Consider the following 17,055-nt stretch of genomic DNA (forward strand, 5'->3'; position numbering starts at 1 on the left):
TTTTGATCTGCCAACATTCAGGCACGCAACAACATATACCCCGCCACCACCAGACACACGCTGGCAAACCCCACCTGCAACGTCCGCGCCGGCACCCGCGCACAAAGCTTGCGCCCGATGATCATGCCGACAATGCTGGCCACGATAAACGCCGCGCCCTGAGCATCAATCCGCACACCTGCGTGAAACGAGCCGATCACGCCAATCGCCGAAATCAGGCTGATCACCATCAGCGACGTCGCGACAATCCCGCGCATTTGCACATCGGTCAGTTGCTTGAACGCCGGTACGATCAGGAAGCCACCGCCAACGCCGAGCAAGCCCGAAACCACACCGGTCACCGCACCCAGCGCCGCGAGGGTCGCGGTGCATTTGGCGGTCCAGTCGAAACGCCCGGTCTGCTCATTGAGCATGCAGTTTTTCTGCCCCCAGCTCGCGTGGCCATGGTCGCTCGGCCCCTCTTGCGCACGCTCACGGCGCAGCATGCGCCAGGCCACCATGACCATCAGCAGACTGAAGAGGATCATCAGGATCTTCTCCGGCAACTGGTGCGCGAAATAAATGCCCAGCGGCGAAAACAGCGCACCGAGCGCGGCAATCAGCAACGCCGCGCGATAGCGCACCAGGCCATGACGCAAACCGTCGATCGCCCCGACTGCCGCCGCACTGCCGACGGCGAACAACGCCACGGGCGCGGCCTGGGTCATGCTCCAGCCGAGGCCAAGCACCAGCGCCGGCACCGCGAGAATTCCGCCACCCGCCCCTGTCAGCCCGAGAATAAGCCCCATCAATACGCCAAACAGACTTGCCAGCAGCATAGGGAGTTCTCAGTCGACTTTGGACAAACCGGTCAGCCACTCGCGGCCCTTGAGCATGCCGTTCCAGTAGAACCACGGCAGCAGCGTCGCCTTGAGGAACCACGCCGAGCGGCGCGGCACGGTCGCATCGAGGGCGAAGGTCGGCAGCAACTTCCCGCCGTACCCGAACTCGGCGAGGATCACCTTGCCCTTCTCCACCGTCAGCGGGCACGAACCGTAGCCGTCGTACTTCAGTGGCAGCGGTTGTTGCTTGCGCACGGCCAGTAGATTTTCCGCGACCACCACGACCTGCTTGCGCACGGCGGCAGCGGTTTTCGCATTGCTGGTGCCGCAAATATCACCGAGGCCGAACACTTCCGGGTAACGCGGATGTTGCAGGCTGTGTGGATTGACTTCGCACCAGCCGGCAGCGTCGGCCAGCGGGCTCTGGGCGATGAAATCCGGCGAGACTTGCGGCGGCACCACGTGCAGCAGATCGAAGGTTTTCGCCTGTATGGTGAGGTTGCCGTCAGGATCCTTGACCTCGAACCAGGCGGTTTTCGCCGGGCCGTCGACCTTGACCAGGTTGGAGTTGAAGGCCAGTTGCGCGTTGTACTTTTCGATGTACTTCATCAGTGGCGGGACGAAGGTCGCGACACCGAACAACGCGGCGCCGGCCAGGTTGAATTCAACCTCGACCTTGTTCAGAACGCCGGTTTTGCGCCAGTGATCGCACGACAGGTACAACGCCTTCTGCGGCGCGCCGGCGCATTTGATCGGCATCGCCGGCTGCGTGAAAAGCGCCTTGCCGCCGCGCAGTTTCTGCACCTGATTCCAGGTGTACTGCGAGTGCTGATAGCTGTAGTTGGACGTTACGCCGTGCTGACCAAGGCTTTCCTGCAGGCCTTCGATCTTCTCCCAGGCCAGACGCAGGCCGGGGCAGACGATCAGGTTCTGGTAAGTGACGGTGCGCTGATCGTTGAGGGTCAACTGGCGCTGATCGGGATCGATGCCAGTCACCGCCGCCTGAATCCAGGTGGCCTGACGCGGCATCACTTTGCTCATCGGCCGCACGGTGTCCTTGACGTCGTAGGCGCCACCGCCGACCAGCGTCCACGCCGGTTGGTAGTAGTGCTGGGCGCTTGGCTCGATCACGGTCACTTTTAGAGTGGGATCACGCTTGAGCAGACTGGCGACGAAGCCGATGCCGGCGGTGCCGCCGCCGATGACCACGATATCGGCACTGATGGATGGGCCCCAGTGTTGATCGTTCATTGCTTGTTCCTTATTGCTGCATGCAAGGATTTCTTGGCCTTCACATAAATCCATTGTAGGAGTGAGCCTGCTCGCGATAGCGGTATGTCAGTCTATGAAGATATTGGCTGATACACCGCTATCGCGAGCAGGCTCACTCCTACAGAGATTGTGTGGTGGCTGACATTTATTGATGGCCCAGGCTTTTCAGCACCGCTCCGCAATACAACCCGGACAGGGTCTTCATCACCTGAATCACTTCAGGACTGGCCAGACCGTAAAAGATGTATTTGCCTTCGCGACGGGTCGCCACCAGGCCTTCATCACGCAGGATGCCCAGTTGCTGGGACAGGGTCGGCTGGCGCACGCCGGTCATTTTTTCCAGCTCGCCTACGTTGCGCTCGCCCTGGGTCAGCTGGCACAGGATCAACAGGCGATCCTCATTGGCCAGCGCCTTGAGCAGCGCGCAGGCCTTGGAGGCGGACGCCCGCAACTGGGCGACTTCACATTCGGTCAGACTGGATTGCATTTGCACGATGCCTTCAACGTCACTTAAGCTGCGAACATTATGTTTTTAGATAAAGTGTTGCAACCCATTTCCCTGGTTCAGGTTGGTGACCATGCCCGCGCAGATTGAAGCTTTCCTCGACCCCGCCTCCTCGACCTACAGCTACGTGGTCTATGAAGCCGATGGCGGGCAGTGTGCAATCGTCGATCCGGTACTCGATTACGACGGCGCTGCCGGTCGCACCTGCACCGAGCAGGCCGACAAAATCATCACCTTCGTCCGAGAACACCACTTGCAGGTGCAATGGCTGCTGGAAACCCACGCCCACGCCGACCACCTGTCCGCCGCGCCGTACCTGCGCCGCGAACTGGGCGGCAAGATTGCGATCGGCCAGTCCATCAGCAAGGTGCAGAACGTGTTCAAGGCGCTGTTCAACCTGGAACCGGAATTCTGCGTTGACGGCTCGCAGTTCGATCACCTGTTCGCACCGAACGAATCGTTCAAGATCGGCAACCTCAAGGCCACCGCCCTGCACGTCCCCGGTCACACCCCGGCGGACATGGCCTACCTGATCGACGGCGAACAGATTCTGGTCGGCGACACGCTGTTCATGCCCGATGTCGGCACCGCCCGCTGCGACTTCCCCGGCGGCAACGCGCACCAACTGTTCAACTCGATCCACAAACTGCTGGCCTTCCCCGCCAGTGTCAAACTCTACGTCTGCCACGATTACCCGCCCGAGGGCCGCGCTGCGCAGTGCCAGACCACCGTCGGGGAGCAGCGTCTGAGCAATATTCATGTGCATGACGGGATCGACGAGGCGGCGTTTGTCGAGATGCGCACCAAACGCGATGCCGGGTTGGGCATGCCGACACTGTTGCTGCCGGCGATTCAGGTCAATGTGCGGGCCGGCAACCTGCCGCCGGCGGAAGGTAATGGCGTTGTCTACCTGAAGATTCCGATCAACAAAATGTGAGTTCAATTGCCCAGATGATTATTCGCTCCCTCATTTAAAGGAGCGCTCTGGACCGTGCCCTAGCCAAAATGCCACTACCGTGTAATATCCGGAAACCTAAACCGCTACGGGAGACTCCCTGCGACTACAAATGCGCAGGTGAGCAATAACACGGACATCGTCGAAGTCACACTTCGTCGAGAAGACTTTTTGCAGGGAAACCATGAGTCAAACTTCTCCACAGGGGCAACCCCCTAAACTGGAACCTGAAACATTCAATCGCCACCTTTCTATTTCTCGTCGCGCAATCGCCTACTTGTCATCCAAAGTCCTTGAGGCACTCAAAGCCATTGACGGGCGATCCTTCTTCGAGGGTAGAGAAGAAGGAATCAAGCTTGGCAATGACGCGGGCCTGCTTGCCGGAAAGGTTCTCGGCTACGCTGAGGGTTATGCAGAGGGGCGCGCCATTCTAGAGATCAACGACCTGCGCTCAGCCGCATCCTTGCCAGGAGAGGATCACTCCCTTTTTGACAATGAACTCATGCCCATCACCGATGATATCAAGCAGAAAATGCGCGACGAGGTGTGGGAAAAACTTGATGAGAAAGAACAACCGAGCGATCAGCAGTGGGCAATGATCTTTGCCGACACGACCTGTACTTCAGTGATCGCTGGCGCGGGCTCCGGGAAGTCCACGACGTTAGCCTTGCGTGTTGTGCTTAAACACTTTCACCTGGGCATCCCCCTTCATCACATGCAGGTGACTACTTTCACCACTGAGTCTAAAAAAGACTTGCAGAAAAAGATGGTGAAGATTTTCAAATCGTGGGGCAAAGACCTGAGTGAGAATCAAACTAAGAGTTTGGTACGCACCTTTCACAGCAAAGTATTCGGCTTCATGAAAGCGTTCTCGGATGCGCCTATCGACTATTTCGATTTCTTGGGCGCAAAAAAATCAGGTGAGGATGAGGACGAGCTGGAAAACCCCTTCTCGTCAAAGATCACGAATGAGCAAGGATTGGTTCTTTCCCAAGTATTCAATAGCCTTTACGAGAAAGACCTGACGTTCAAAAAGCACATCCTGGATCTCTACCAATCGATCGTCTTCGTCAAGCCGGATCCTATGTCTGAGTCCATGCGAAACAAAAAAAATCAGATTCTCGGCAAGATGTCCGATAAGGATGAAGCTGTCTGCGATGAAATTGAGGCCGCATGGGTAGAGTTGGGTCTATGGCCAATTCCAGGTGTGGCCGAGCGTCGAACGTTCAACATCGAAAGAAAACCCTTCATAGCCCACGGTTACTTGGAAGAGTTGGAAACACTGGTAATTCTTGGTTGGCCGGACACGAAAAACCAGTCGGGCGAAATTCCTAGGCGCGAAGGCCAGACAGTGAATCTCAAACAAGAGAGCTGGAGCCGCCAGGCGATGATTGGAGAATGTTATCGGGGGAAAAAATACATTCTCATCAATAACGTTATGGCCGCAAAGACACTGATGGGCAATGCCGAGCACATGATCGTTCAGGATGCCGGTTTTGATTATCACTTGCCGGGCACGACTATCAAGGAAACGAAGCTGACCGAAGTGTTCTTTGCCGAAGCCAACTACATCGAGAACCTGGGGTTGGATGTCGTCCAGGCGATCGGTTCATTAGATTTTACGCCGGGCGACCCACGCGAGCCTTTCTACCTCGCCTTGCAGATCTATTGGCGCGGCTTTCATGATTATCTGGAAAGCATGTCGCCCAAAAGATTGATTACCTTCAACAAGGCATTCGCACTGTTTGGCGAACACAATCCGGAAAATATTAAGCGCATTCCAACAGCCGAGCTAGACGGCATGCGACACCTCATGATTGATGAGTTCCAAGACGTGTCCGGCTTGAATATTTCCTGGGTCCGGCAATGCTGCAAAGAGATCCGTAATCGTAATCAAGGCCTGCCCGGATTGGGCAACAGCCTGATGGCAGTCGGCGACGACTGGCAAAGTATCTATGGCTGGCGCGGTAGCTCACCCCAGTATCTGATGGACTTCCATAAGCATTTCCACGCCCATACGCGCAACACTCTGTACATGCAGAACAACTACCGTTCCCATCAGACAATCATTGATGCTGCCGAACAAATTGTCCGTCCCACCACAACCGATAAAGCCAAGCATGGGATTGCAGCGAACGGAAAAGTCGTTAATCAAAAGACACCCGTATACATGCACTACGTGGCTAAAGATAAAAAAATCGTCGAGCCGGACGAAACGATTCTGCGACTCGTCAGACAAGCCTATGACGACGGTCATAGCATATTGATGGTGTTTCGCGTTGGCGATGTTGAAAAAGCATACAGAACAGCCCTACGAGGCCTATTGCACGAAGCGCAAAAAAAACAGCGCAACGTCAAACTGATGACCTTTCACAAGTCCAAAGGATTGCAGGCGCAATCTGTTTTCGTTATCGGTGATTGCTTCTATAACCCGACGAAATCCAAACGCAACGACATTTACAACCTCACCCAACTGGGCGACAAATCTCCAGCGCCTTATGACAACGCTCAATCAGATGAGGCACTGCGTTTAGCTTACGTAGGCATTACTCGCGCCGAACTCAGATGTCATTGGCTGGTAGACCGCGAGGTCACCGCGACGACCAAACAAAGCGGAAGTAATGCTTCGGGGTATGCCGATCTTAAATCTGGATGCTACAAAAAGTGGACTGATCACGAAACATCCGGAGTTTCAGCTCTTTCCCCGCAATAAGGTATTGATCCAGAGGCGGCGAAAGTGTCAGCGCTAGGTGCCCAGCGTCAACCCATTCGCCGGCAACGGCAACGCCGTCTTGTAGCGCACCTGCTTCAAGGCAAAACTCGACCGAATATTCGCCACCCCCGGCACCTTGGTCAGAAAGTCCATCATGAAGCGCTCCAGCGACTGAATCGTCGGCACCAGCACCCGGATCAGATAGTCCGGGTCGCCGGCCATCAGGTAGCACTCCATCACCTCGGGGCGGTCGGAAATCGCCTCTTCGAAATGCTGCAACGCCTCCTCGACCTGTTTCTCCAGGCTGACGTGAATGAACACGTTCACATGCAGGCCCAGCAGATCGGCATCCAGCAGCGTCACCTGCTCGCGAATCAGCCCTAATTCCTCCATCGCCTTGACCCGGTTGAAGCACGGCGTCGGCGACAGGTTCACCGAGCGTGCGAGGTCGGCGTTGGTGATGCGCGCATTCTCCTGAAGGCTGTTGAGAATGCCGATGTCGGTACGGTCCAGTTTGCGCATGAGACAAAACCACCTGTTTTTTATGTTTATGCAGAATTTCTATCTGCAAATCGTCTCCAGCGCAACGAAACAGAGAGAAATATTCTTCTTGGCCGGGCCTATGATTGTTGTAGGACAAGATTTCTTTCACCCAAGAATGATTGCCAGCTCACTACAAGAAATTCACAAGATCGAGCGTAGAAGCCATGACCCAAGCGTATGAACCGCTGCGTCTGCACGTCCCTGAACCCTCGGGCCGCCCAGGCTGCAAAACCGACTTCTCCTACCTGCATCTGACCGATGCCGGCACGGTGCGTAAACCTTCCATCGACGTCGAACCTGCCGACACCGCCGACCTGGCGCGCGGGCTGATTCGTGTGCTCGACGATCAGGGCAACGCCCTCGGCCCCTGGGCTGAAAACGTGCCGGTCGAAATCCTGCGCAAGGGCATGCGCGCCATGCTCAAGACGCGTATCTACGACAACCGCATGGTGGTCGCCCAGCGTCAGAAGAAAATGTCGTTCTACATGCAAAGCCTTGGCGAAGAAGCCATCGGTAGCGCCCAGGCCCTGGCCTTGAACATCGACGACATGTGCTTTCCGACCTACCGCCAGCAAAGCATCCTGATGGCCCGCGAAGTGCCGCTGGTCGACCTGATCTGCCAGTTGCTGTCCAACGAGCGCGATCCGCTCAAGGGCCGGCAGCTGCCGATCATGTACTCGGTCAAGGACGCCGGTTTCTTCACCATCTCCGGCAACCTCGCGACTCAATTCATTCAGGCCGTCGGCTGGGGCATGGCCTCGGCGATCAAGGGCGACACGAAAATCGCCTCGGCCTGGATCGGTGACGGCGCCACCGCCGAATCGGACTTCCACACCGCCCTCACCTTCGCTCACGTTTACCGCGCGCCGGTGATCCTCAACGTGGTCAACAACCAGTGGGCGATCTCGACCTTCCAGGCCATCGCCGGGGGTGAAGCCACCACTTTCGCCGGACGCGGCGTCGGTTGCGGCATCGCCTCGCTGCGGGTCGATGGCAACGACTTCTACGCGGTCTACGCCGCTTCCGCCTGGGCTGCCGAGCGCGCCCGGCGCAACCTCGGCCCGACCATGATCGAATGGGTCACCTACCGCGCCGGCCCGCACTCGACCTCCGACGATCCATCCAAATACCGGCCTGCCGACGACTGGAGCCACTTCCCGCTGGGCGACCCGATTGCCCGCCTGAAGCAGCACCTGATCAAGGTCGGCCACTGGTCGGAAGAAGAGCACGCCGCCGTCAGCGCCGAGCTCGAAGCCGAAGTGATTGCCGCGCAGAAACAGGCCGAACAGTACGGCACCCTCGCCGGCGGGCAGATTCCAAGCGCCGCAACCATGTTCGAAGACGTCTACAAAGAGATGCCGGAGCACTTGAAGCGCCAGCGTCAGCAGTTGGGGATCTGACATGAACGATCACAACAACAATATTCAGTTGGAAACCGCCATGACCACGACCACCATGACCATGATCCAGGCCCTGCGCTCGGCCATGGATGTGATGCTTGAGCGTGACGACAATGTGGTGGTGTTCGGTCAGGACGTCGGCTACTTCGGCGGCGTGTTCCGATGCACCGAAGGCCTGCAGACCAAGTACGGCACCTCGCGGGTATTCGACGCACCGATCTCCGAGAGCGGCATCGTCGGCGTAGCTGTCGGCATGGGTGCTTATGGTCTGCGTCCGGTAGCCGAGATTCAGTTCGCCGACTACGTCTACCCGGCTTCCGACCAGATCATTTCCGAAGCGGCGCGCCTGCGTTATCGCTCGGCCGGCGAGTTCACCGCGCCGATGACCCTGCGCATGCCATGCGGCGGCGGCATCTACGGCGGTCAGACCCACAGCCAGAGCATCGAGGCGATGTTCACTCAGGTCTGCGGCCTGCGCACCGTGATGCCCTCCAACCCGTACGATGCCAAAGGCCTGCTGATCGCCTCCATCGAAAACGATGACCCGGTGATCTTCCTTGAGCCGAAACGCCTGTACAACGGCCCGTTCGACGGCCACCACGACCGTCCGGTAACTCCGTGGTCGAAACACCCGCAAGCCCAGGTGCCGGACGGTTACTACACCGTGCCGCTGGACGTCGCCGCGATCACTCGTCCGGGCAAGGACGTGACCGTATTGACCTACGGCACCACCGTTTACGTGTCGCAAGTCGCTGCTGAAGAAAGTGGCGTTGACGCCGAAGTCATCGACCTGCGCAGCCTGTGGCCGCTGGACCTGGAAACCATCGTCAAGTCGGTGAAGAAAACCGGCCGCTGCGTGGTGGTGCACGAAGCCACTCGTACCTGCGGTTTCGGCGCCGAGCTGGTGTCACTGGTGCAAGAGCATTGCTTCCATCACTTGGAAGCGCCGATCGAACGCGTCACCGGTTGGGACACCCCCTACCCGCACGCGCAAGAGTGGGCGTATTTCCCAGGGCCGTCCCGAGTGGGCGCGGCGTTGAAACGGGTTATGGAGGTCTGAATGGGCACGCACGTTATCAAGATGCCGGACATCGGCGAAGGCATCGCAGAAGTCGAACTGTCGCAGTGGCACGTCAAGGTTGGCGATCTGGTGGTTGAAGACCAGGTGCTGGCGGATGTGATGACCGACAAGGCAATGGTCGATATTCCATCGCCGGTGCACGGCAAGGTGATTGCGCTCGGCGGTCAGCCGGGTGAAGTGATGGCGGTCGGCAGTGTGCTGATCAGCATTGAAGTTGAAGGCGCCGGGAATCTGAAAGAGTCCGCCGCGCCAGCACCGGTTGCTGCGCAAGAGCCGCCTGCTGCTCCGAAAGTTGAAGCAGTTGCCGAGAGCAAACCTGCCGCTGCTGCTGGGCCGCGCCCGGCACCGGTTTGCCAGGGCCCGATGGTTGCCCGCGAGGCCGATGAACGTCCGCTGGCCTCGCCGGCCGTGCGCAAACATGCGCTGGATCTGGGCATTCAATTGCGTCTGGTGCGCGGTTCCGGCCCGGCCGGCCGTGTGCTGCACGAGGACCTTGAGGCCTATCTGGCGCAAGGTCAGTCGAACGCTTCGGCACCGGCAGCCGCCGCATACGCTCAGCGTCACGATGAAGAACAGATTCAGGTTATCGGCATGCGCCGCAAGATTGCCCAGCGCATGCAGGACGCCACCCAGCGCGCCGCGCACTTCAGCTACGTCGAGGAAATCGACGTCACCGCGATTGAAGAGCTGCGCGCGCATCTGAATGAAAAACACGGTACCAGCCGGGGCAAGTTGACCTTGCTGCCGTTCCTCGTCCGCGCCCTGGTCGTCGCCCTGCGTGACTTCCCGCAGATGAACGCCCGTTACGACGACGAAGCCCAGGTCATCACCCGCCTCGGCGCAGTGCATGTCGGTGTCGCCACGCAAAGCGATGTGGGCCTGATGGTGCCGGTGGTGCGTCACGCCGAAGCACGCAGCCTGTGGGACAGCGCCGCGGAAATCTCGCGTCTGGCCAATGCCGCACGCAATGGCAAGGCCAGCCGCGACGAATTGTCCGGCTCGACCATCACCCTCACCAGCCTCGGTGCGTTGGGCGGCATCGTCAGCACCCCGGTGCTGAACCTGCCGGAAGTGGCGATCGTCGGCGTGAACAAAATCGTCGAACGGCCGATGGTCGTCAAAGGCCAGGTGGTGATCCGCAAGATGATGAACCTCTCCAGCTCCTTCGATCACCGCGTGGTCGACGGCATGGACGCGGCGCTCTTCATCCAGGCCATCCGTGGCTTGATCGAACAACCTGCCACTTTGTTTGTGGAGTAAGGCTCGCATGCAATCTCTGAACACTACGCTGCTGATCATCGGCGGCGGCCCCGGCGGCTACGTCACGGCGATTCGCGCCGGGCAACTGGGCATTTCGACGATTCTGGTCGAGGGCCAATCGCTGGGTGGCACTTGCCTGAACATCGGCTGCATTCCGTCCAAAGCGTTGATTCACGTGGCCGAGCAGTTTCACCAGACACAACATCACAGTCAGCATTCTGCGCTGGGTATCAGCGTTTCGGCGCCAACCCTCGACATCAGCAAGAGCGTCGAGTGGAAGGACGGCATCGTTGATCGCCTGACCACCGGCGTCGCCGCGTTGCTGAAAAAGAACAAGGTTCAGGTCATCCATGGCTGGGCCAAGGTGGTTGACGGCAAAACCGTCGAGGTCGGCGACACGCGGATCCAGTGCGAGCATCTGGTGCTGGCCACCGGTTCGACCAGCGTCAACCTGCCGATCCTGCCAATCGGCGGGCCGATCATCTCCTCCAGCGAAGCGCTGGCACCGAAGTCCGTGCCCAAACGTCTGGTGGTGGTCGGCGGCGGTTACATCGGTCTGGAGCTGGGCATTGCCTACCGCAAGCTCGGCGCCGAGGTCAGCGTGGTCGAGGCGCAGGATCGCATCCTGCCGGCCTACGACGCCGAGCTGACCCAACCGGTCCACGAAGCACTGAAGCAACTGGGCGTGAAGCTTTATCTCAAGCACAGCGTGCTGGGTTTCGACGGCACCTTGCAGGTGCGTGACCCGAACGGCGACACCCTCAATCTGGAAACCGATCAGGTGCTGGTGGCAGTCGGGCGCAAGCCAAATACTCACGGCTGGAACCTCGAAGCGCTGAACCTGGACATGAACGGCTCGGCGATCAAGATCGACAGCCGCTGCCAGACCAGCATGCGCAACGTCTACGCCATCGGCGACCTGAGCGGCGAACCGATGCTCGCCCATCGCGCCATGGCTCAGGGTGAAATGGTTGCCGAGCTGATCAGCGGCAAATCCCGCGAATTCAACCCGACCGCCATTGCCGCCGTGTGCTTTACCGACCCGGAACTGGTGGTGGTCGGCCAGACCCCGGACGAAGTCAAGGCTGCCGGGCTGGACTGCATCGTTTCCAGCTTCCCGTTCGCTGCCAATGGCCGGGCGATGACCCTGGAATCAAAAAGCGGCTTCGTGCGGGTGGTCGCGCGTCGCGACAATCATGTGATTGTCGGCTGGCAGGCGGTCGGGGTTGGCGTGTCGGAGTTGTCGACCGCGTTCGCGCAAAGCCTGGAAATGGGTGCGCGCCTCGAAGACATCGGCGGCACCATTCATGCGCATCCGACCCTGGGTGAAGCGGCGCAGGAAGCGGCGTTGCGTGCTTTGGGGCATGCGTTGCACCTGTGATGGATGGTGGCAGTGGTGGCCTCTTCGCGAGCAAGCCCGCTCCCACAGGGAAATGTATTCCAAAATGTGGGAGCGGCTTCTTCAGGGAAATGCATTCCCCCTGTGGGAGCGGGCTTGCTCGCGAATTCTTGAGGCCGACACGATTTATCTGCCTGTCATCCGATAGTCCGGGCTGCGAAACCGCTCAAGAATGAAGTATTGTTGTGCCCATCAAAAAAAACGTCAGAAGCCTTGAACCGTTTCGACGGTTGTTCAGTGATAGAGGGTGTCATGGGTAACGAAAGCATCAATTGGGACAAGCTGGGTTTTGACTACATCAAGACCGACAAACGCTATCTGTCGTACTTTCGCAATGGCGAGTGGGACAAAGGCACCCTGACCGAAGACAACGTGCTGCACATCAGCGAAGGCTCGACTGCCCTTCACTATGGCCAGCAGTGCTTCGAAGGCCTGAAGGCTTATCGTTGCAAGGACGGCTCGATCAACCTGTTCCGTCCCGACCAGAACGCCGCGCGCATGCAGCGCAGCTGCGCTCGCCTGCTGATGCCGCACGTGTCGACCGAGCAGTTCATCGAAGCGTGCAAGGAAGTGGTTCGCGCCAACGAGCGCTTCATCCCGCCATACGGCACCGGCGGCGCGCTGTACCTGCGTCCGTTCGTGATCGGCGTGGGTGACAACATCGGCGTGCGCACCGCGCCGGAGTTCATCTTCTCGGTGTTCGCGATCCCGGTCGGCGCCTACTTCAAGGGCGGCCTGACTCCGCACAACTTCCAGATCTCCAGCTTCGACCGCGCCGCCCCACAAGGCACTGGTGCGGCCAAGGTCGGTGGCAACTATGCCGCCAGCCTGATGCCGGGCTCCCAGGCCAAGAAAGCGCACTTCGCTGACGCCATCTACCTGGATCCGCTGACCCACAAGAAGATCGAGGAAGTCGGTTCGGCCAACTTCTTCGGGATCACCCACGACAACAAGTTCATCACCCCGAACTCGCCATCCGTGCTGCCAGGCATCACCCGTCTGTCGCTGATCGAACTGGCGAAAACCCGTCTGGGTCTGGAAGTGATTGAAGGCGACGTGCTGATCGACAAACTGTCGGACTTCAAGGAAGCCGGCGCCTGCGGTACCGCCGCGGTGATCACCCCGATCGGCGGGATCAGTTACAACGACCACCTGCACGTGTTCCACAGCGAAACAGAAGTCGGCCCGGTCACCCAGAAGCTCTACAAAGAGCTGACTGGCGTGCAGACCGGCGACATCGAAGCGCCAGCAGGCTGGATCGTCAAGGTTTGATCTGACGGCTGCTGATGCACAAAAGCCCCCATCGAGTGATCGATGGGGGCTTTTTCATGGGCGCTGTTGCTGTAGCCACTCAATCAACACTTTGGCGTGCGCCGACGCTTGCGGGGCAACGCCGTAGTAATAGCGTGGCAGCGGCATGCGCAGATCCGGCAACGGACAGATCAGGCGACCACTCGACAAATGTGTGCCGAGCAAAGTAGTCGGACACAGCGCGATGCCCTCGCCCGCCACGGCCGCTTCCAGCACCCGGTGCATGTAATCAAACTGGCGGATCACCTGGCTACTGCTCTGACTCTGGCCAAAATGCCTCGCCCAGTGGTGCCAGTCTTCACGCCGCGCCCTGACGGTGAGCAAGGTATGCACACTGAGGCCGGCGAGATTTGTCAGCGGCAGTCGCTCAATCAATGCCGGCGCCGCGACCATAACCAATTCATCCTCGAACAACGCGTGCGCCTCCAGCGTCGGCGCCCAATCGTCACGGCCCCGGCGGATGACAATGTCGAAATCGTCGCGGGCCGGATCCGGCGACTGGGTCTGCGTGACGACCTGGGTGTCGATGTGCGGATGCTGCACCGAAAAGTCCGCCAAACGAGGCGTCAGCCATAACAGGGCGAAGGACGGCCGGACATTGATCGTGATCGTCGGTCGCGCTGCCTGTCGCCTCAACTCGGCAGCGGCGTCGGCAATCTGCGCCAGACCGGCGCTGACTTGCTGATAAAAAAGCTCACCCGCCGGCGTCAGCAGCGACTGCCTGATGCGCCGTTCAAACAACAAAACGCCCAGATGTTCTTCAAGCAATTTGACGTGGCGGCTGACCGCACTATGGCTGACATGCAGCTCGTCGGCCGCCAGGCTGAAACTCTGATGACGAGCAGCCACAGCGAAGGCGCGAACCGCATTGAGTGGGGGAAGTGAATTTTTCATGGGTCTAATTTAGTCACATATGCACTGCATTTAAAGCGTTTGTCAGCGCGTCGCCGCCACGCCAATCTGCCCGCACGCAGATACGCGAATCGACGGAGCAACATCTTGCACAGTTACGGACTCTTTGTACTGTTCGCCGCCCTGACCATTTTGAGCCCCGGGCCGGGCGTGGTGCTGACACTGTCCAACGCCGTGCGCCTGGGCTGGAGCGGCGCAGTGCCCGGCATTCTAGGGATCGCCTCGGGCGCTTTCGTGGTGGCTGCCCTCAGCGCCACCAGCGTCGGCTTGATCCTCAGCGCCTCGGCCGAGGCGTTTACCGTGCTGAAATACGCCGGAGCTGCATACCTGTTGTACTTGGGCTTCAAGAGCTGGCGTTCAGATCGTTTCCGTAGCCTGCAGCAGGTTCGCCCTTCTCGTCCGGGCTACCGTTTTCTCGAAGCCGCGTCCCTGCAGTTTCTCAATCCGAAAGCGATCTTCTTCTTTCTGGCCGTATTCCCGCAGTTCATCGACACTGAACAGCTTTTTTACCCGCAGTTCTTCAAACTGGTGGCCTCTTACGCGGTGCTGGTAATTCTGGTGCACGGCAGCTACGCCCTGCTCGCCAATGCGGCCAAAGGCTGGCTGTCGAGCCCGAAAGGATCCTGGCTGGCGGCGAAAGTCTCGGGGGTGACCTTTGCCGGTTTTGGTCTGCTGATGGCGTCGGCAACCCGCTGATCGACCTGCTCAGGCTCATCCTGTTTCAAGGCAATTCGCTTGCCGGCTCGCGCGGCAATCCCGCTGGCCTGACCATTTTGCTGTTTGCCCATCCGCGCCTGGGTGATCAACCCGGGAATCAATTCGCCCTCAGGCAGATTCTTCCAGAAACGCACCGGCAAATGCCCTTGCATGACCTTCTCGTTCAATCGCGCCGGGTTGAAGATGTGGCTGTAATAGGTCAGCCATAGCTCGCCATGCGGGTCATCGACGTTCTGCGCCAGTTGCTGCCATTCCACCGGGCACTGGCGCTGATGAATCAACTGTTCGCCATCGTAATAAACCCCGTCACGCGGCGTGGCGATCAACCAGCGGTGGCGGCCCATGCGCCTGACGAAATGTTCGCTGGCGCTGTGCAGGATGTCGTGGGCCGGTTCGTGCCACGCGACGTATTGCGGGCCTGGCTGATCCTGCGGGCGTTCGATGAAACGCACGAACGCATGCAAATGGTGGGCTTCGCGCTGCACCTGCTTGATCCGCCGCTGCAACTCGCTGCCGAGTTTGTCGCCGGCCATCATCGCCGTGCGATCGCCATGGCTGACTCGCCACAGCACTTCATACAACAGACTCCAGCGCTGGTCGCCCCGGTAGCGCGCGGCTTGCTCCAGGGTGTCGAGCAGTGCACGGGGGATGCGTGCCTGAAACGGCCCTTGTCCCTCGGGCACCGAAACGTCACTGGCAAACAGATCGCTCACCCCGTCCGACGCCCAGCTCACCAGACTCGGGTCGACTTCATGGCTGAGCAGCCAGCGTGCCTGCTGGCGCCAGGTGTCGAACAGGTCGTCGCAATCGAGATTGATCATCCCCACAACCCCATCTGCTGCGGCTGCGGCCGGTCGCGCAGTTGCTGATAGAGCATGTGGCTGGTGACTTCGGCCTGTTGCGGGTGGTAGTCGCTGGTGATGATGAACGGCTTGGCCTTGGCCAGCACACAACGCATGCGCGCCACATCTTCGTAGCGAATGCGCCGTTGCTGGCGCAATTGCACCAGACGTTCGGTGGTACGCAGGCCAATGCCCGGGATGCGCGCGATCAGCGCCGGTTCGGCGCGGTTCAGGTCCAGCGGAAACACCTCGCGATTCTGCAGTGCCCAAGCCAGTTTCGGATCGATATCCAGCGCCAGATTACCCGGGCCCTTGAGCAACTCATCGGCGCTGTAGCCGTAGCTGCGCAAGAGGAAATCGGCTTGATACAAACGATGTTCGCGCATCAGCGGTGGTGCGGCCAGTGGCACGCTTTTCGGGCTGTCGGGGATCGGGCTGAAGGCCGAATAGTAGACCCGCCGCAAGCGGTAGTTGCCATACAGCGACTGGGCGCTGTGCAGGATCGTGCTGTCATCGGTGTCATCGGCGCCGACGATCATTTGCGTGCTCTGCCCGGCGGGAGCGAATTTTGCCGAACGCGGTTCGTTGAGCACCGTTTGTACGCCGGTGTAAATGGTGTTCATCGCCTGCTTGATCGAACCGATCTGCTTCTCCGGCGCCAGGGTTTGCAGGCTGGCGTCGGTGGGCAGTTCGATATTGACGCTGAGACGATCGGCGTAACGGCCCGCCTCCTCGATCAATGCCGGATCGGCCTCGGGAATGGTCTTGAGGTGAATGTAGCCGCGAAACTCGTGCTGCTCGCGCAACAGCTTCGCCACGCGCACCAGTTGTTCCATGGTGTAGTCCGCCGAACGGATGATCCCCGAACTGAGGAACAGCCCGCTGACGCAGTTGCGCCGGTAGAAATCCAGGGTCAGCGTGACCACTTCCTCGGGGGTGAAACGTGCACGCGGCACATCGCTGGAGCGGCGGTTGACGCAATACTGGCAGTCGTAGAGACAGAAGTTGGTCAGGAGGATTTTCAGCAGCGACACGCAACGACCGTCCGGTGTATAGCTGTGGCAAATGCCCATGCCGTCGGTCGAGCCCAACCCGCTCTTGCCCTCGGAGCTGCGCTTGGGCGCACCGCTGCTGGCGCAGGAGGCGTCGTACTTGGCGGCGTCGGCGAGAATGCTGAGCTTGTCGATGATTTGCATGGCGCGGGCTCTTTACTGTGTGGATATACAGTATAGGTCCGAGCACGGGGTTACAAGGTGCCAGAAGCGCACCTCGTCGGGCAGAAGCTCAAGATCAAAGGATGCAGCCTGCGGCAGCTCCTACATGG

14 protein-coding genes and 1 pseudogene are annotated in these 17,055 nt (G+C 59.4%); 8 read left to right on the top strand and 7 right to left on the bottom strand.

The features are described 5' to 3' along the window. Nucleotides 1-17: 17 nt before the first annotated feature. The 3 genes from VLA07_RS26415 to VLA07_RS26425 all read right to left on the bottom strand — a co-directional run bounded on the left by VLA07_RS26415 (nucleotide 18) and on the right by VLA07_RS26425 (nucleotide 2,580). Nucleotides 18-818: a sulfite exporter TauE/SafE family protein gene (locus tag VLA07_RS26415; protein ID WP_103369163.1), complete on the bottom strand. Its 801-nt coding sequence runs from the start codon at nucleotides 816-818 to the stop codon at nucleotides 18-20. A 9-nt stretch (nucleotides 819-827) separates the two neighbouring features. Beyond that, complete coding sequence (locus VLA07_RS26420; RefSeq protein ID WP_247268547.1) at nucleotides 828-2,072, bottom strand: NAD(P)/FAD-dependent oxidoreductase; 1,245 nt, start codon at nucleotides 2,070-2,072, stop codon at nucleotides 828-830. Nucleotides 2,073-2,238: 166 nt separating this feature from the next. After that, complete coding sequence (locus VLA07_RS26425; RefSeq protein WP_007965280.1) at nucleotides 2,239-2,580, bottom strand: ArsR/SmtB family transcription factor; 342 nt, start codon at nucleotides 2,578-2,580, stop codon at nucleotides 2,239-2,241. A 91-nt stretch (nucleotides 2,581-2,671) separates the two neighbouring features. On the opposite strand from VLA07_RS26425, the gene VLA07_RS26430 reads away from it, so the two are divergent. Both VLA07_RS26430 and VLA07_RS26435 read left to right on the top strand, forming a co-directional pair. Next, the gene (locus VLA07_RS26430) at nucleotides 2,672-3,535 is read left to right on the top strand and encodes an MBL fold metallo-hydrolase (RefSeq protein WP_333992494.1); all 864 of its coding nucleotides are present in this window, start codon (nucleotides 2,672-2,674) and stop codon (nucleotides 3,533-3,535) included. Nucleotides 3,536-3,737: 202 nt separating this feature from the next. After that, nucleotides 3,738-6,266, top strand: coding sequence for a UvrD-helicase domain-containing protein (locus VLA07_RS26435; RefSeq protein WP_333992496.1), 2,529 nt, complete (start codon nucleotides 3,738-3,740; stop codon nucleotides 6,264-6,266). A 33-nt stretch (nucleotides 6,267-6,299) separates the two neighbouring features. Here VLA07_RS26435 and bkdR read toward each other — a convergent pair whose 3' ends face one another. Then, a complete protein-coding gene (gene bkdR / locus VLA07_RS26440; protein WP_008059350.1) occupies nucleotides 6,300-6,788 on the bottom strand; it encodes a Bkd operon transcriptional regulator BkdR in 489 nt (162 codons plus the stop codon). Between the two features lie 185 nt (nucleotides 6,789-6,973). Here bkdR and VLA07_RS26445 point away from each other — a divergent pair, with 185 nt between their 5' ends. From VLA07_RS26445 to VLA07_RS26465, 5 genes are all read left to right on the top strand, one after another. Beyond that, nucleotides 6,974-8,209 (top strand): 3-methyl-2-oxobutanoate dehydrogenase (2-methylpropanoyl-transferring) subunit alpha, encoded by a 1,236-nt coding sequence (locus VLA07_RS26445; RefSeq protein ID WP_003224001.1) that lies wholly within the window; start codon nucleotides 6,974-6,976, stop codon nucleotides 8,207-8,209. 1 nt (nucleotide 8,210) lies between these two features. Further along, nucleotides 8,211-9,269 (top strand): alpha-ketoacid dehydrogenase subunit beta, encoded by a 1,059-nt coding sequence (locus VLA07_RS26450; protein ID WP_003224000.1) that lies wholly within the window; start codon nucleotides 8,211-8,213, stop codon nucleotides 9,267-9,269. Then, nucleotides 9,270-10,550, top strand: coding sequence for a dihydrolipoamide acetyltransferase family protein (locus VLA07_RS26455; protein ID WP_333992512.1), 1,281 nt, complete (start codon nucleotides 9,270-9,272; stop codon nucleotides 10,548-10,550). It begins immediately after the preceding gene. Nucleotides 10,551-10,557: 7 nt separating this feature from the next. Then, a complete protein-coding gene (gene lpdA, locus VLA07_RS26460; RefSeq protein WP_333992513.1) occupies nucleotides 10,558-11,931 on the top strand; it encodes a dihydrolipoyl dehydrogenase in 1,374 nt (457 codons plus the stop codon). Nucleotides 11,932-12,201: 270 nt separating this feature from the next. Next, nucleotides 12,202-13,221, top strand: coding sequence for a branched-chain amino acid aminotransferase (locus VLA07_RS26465; protein WP_027613221.1), 1,020 nt, complete (start codon nucleotides 12,202-12,204; stop codon nucleotides 13,219-13,221). Between the two features lie 54 nt (nucleotides 13,222-13,275). Here VLA07_RS26465 and VLA07_RS26470 read toward each other — a convergent pair whose 3' ends face one another. Beyond that, a complete protein-coding gene (locus VLA07_RS26470) occupies nucleotides 13,276-14,154 on the bottom strand; it encodes a LysR substrate-binding domain-containing protein (protein ID WP_333992516.1) in 879 nt (292 codons plus the stop codon). Between the two features lie 105 nt (nucleotides 14,155-14,259). Between VLA07_RS26470 and VLA07_RS26475 the strand changes: the two genes are divergently transcribed. Further along, entirely contained in the window at nucleotides 14,260-14,868 is a 609-nt protein-coding gene (locus VLA07_RS26475; RefSeq protein WP_333992518.1) for a LysE family translocator, read from the top strand. 23 nt (nucleotides 14,869-14,891) lie between these two features. Here VLA07_RS26475 and VLA07_RS26480 read toward each other — a convergent pair. Next, nucleotides 14,892-15,710: pseudogene (locus VLA07_RS26480) on the bottom strand (TIGR03915 family putative DNA repair protein); the annotation flags it as partial. After that, nucleotides 15,707-16,927, bottom strand: a complete 1,221-nt coding sequence (locus tag VLA07_RS26485) for a putative DNA modification/repair radical SAM protein (RefSeq protein WP_139055924.1) — start codon at nucleotides 16,925-16,927, stop codon at nucleotides 15,707-15,709. The pseudogene VLA07_RS26480 and the gene VLA07_RS26485, both read right to left, overlap by 4 nt. Between the last annotated feature and the right edge of the window lie 128 nt (nucleotides 16,928-17,055).

The sequence above is a fragment of the Pseudomonas sp. S3(2024) genome (genome assembly GCF_036861315.1).
Lineage (GTDB): Bacteria > Pseudomonadota > Gammaproteobacteria > Pseudomonadales > Pseudomonadaceae > Aquipseudomonas > Aquipseudomonas putida_A.